This is a genomic window from Haloferax sp. Atlit-6N (genome assembly GCF_003383195.1).
Lineage (GTDB): Archaea > Halobacteriota > Halobacteria > Halobacteriales > Haloferacaceae > Haloferax > Haloferax gibbonsii.
In genome coordinates this window covers 1-443 of the sequence record NZ_QEQJ01000380.1, presented here as the reverse complement: position 1 = coordinate 443, position 443 = coordinate 1, and the positions used below count along the sequence as shown (strand labels likewise).

The following is a 443-nucleotide window of genomic DNA, read 5'->3' as shown; positions in this document are numbered from 1 at the left end:
AACATATTTCCGTGGGTCCGACCGTGACCGAATTGGGCCAGTCCGATGGGCGATGGGCTACTGCTCGCGCCGCTCTGCGGTTGTCACACCGATTGCACCGCGAGGCGAGCGACTGCGAGCCGAGCGGCCTTTTTCCCTCCAGGTTTTTGCGCGGTGGGTTCCCGCAGCGGCGCGACGCGCTGCGACGCGCCGCGAGGAAACCCACCGTGGAAAAAGGTGGATTAGTAGTGCCAGGGATACTGACTGAAGTCCGGATCGCGCTTCTCCAAGAAGGCGTCGCGGCCCTCCTGCGCCTCCTCGGTCATATACGCGAGCCGCGTCGCTTCGCCGGCGAACACCTGCTGGCCGACGAGCCCGTCGTCGGTCATGTTGAACGCGTATTTGAGCATTCGTATCGCAGTAGGCGATTTATCGGTCATCTCTGCGGCCCACTCGAGGGCGAC

General features: G+C 63.4%; 1 protein-coding gene. It reads right to left on the bottom strand.

The genetic code is table 11. From position 1 onward, the window contains the following. Positions 1-221: 221 nt before the first annotated feature. Positions 222-443 (bottom strand): enoyl-CoA hydratase-related protein (locus DEQ92_RS22850; RefSeq protein WP_233516961.1); only part of this gene is annotated, 222 nt, incomplete at its 5' end.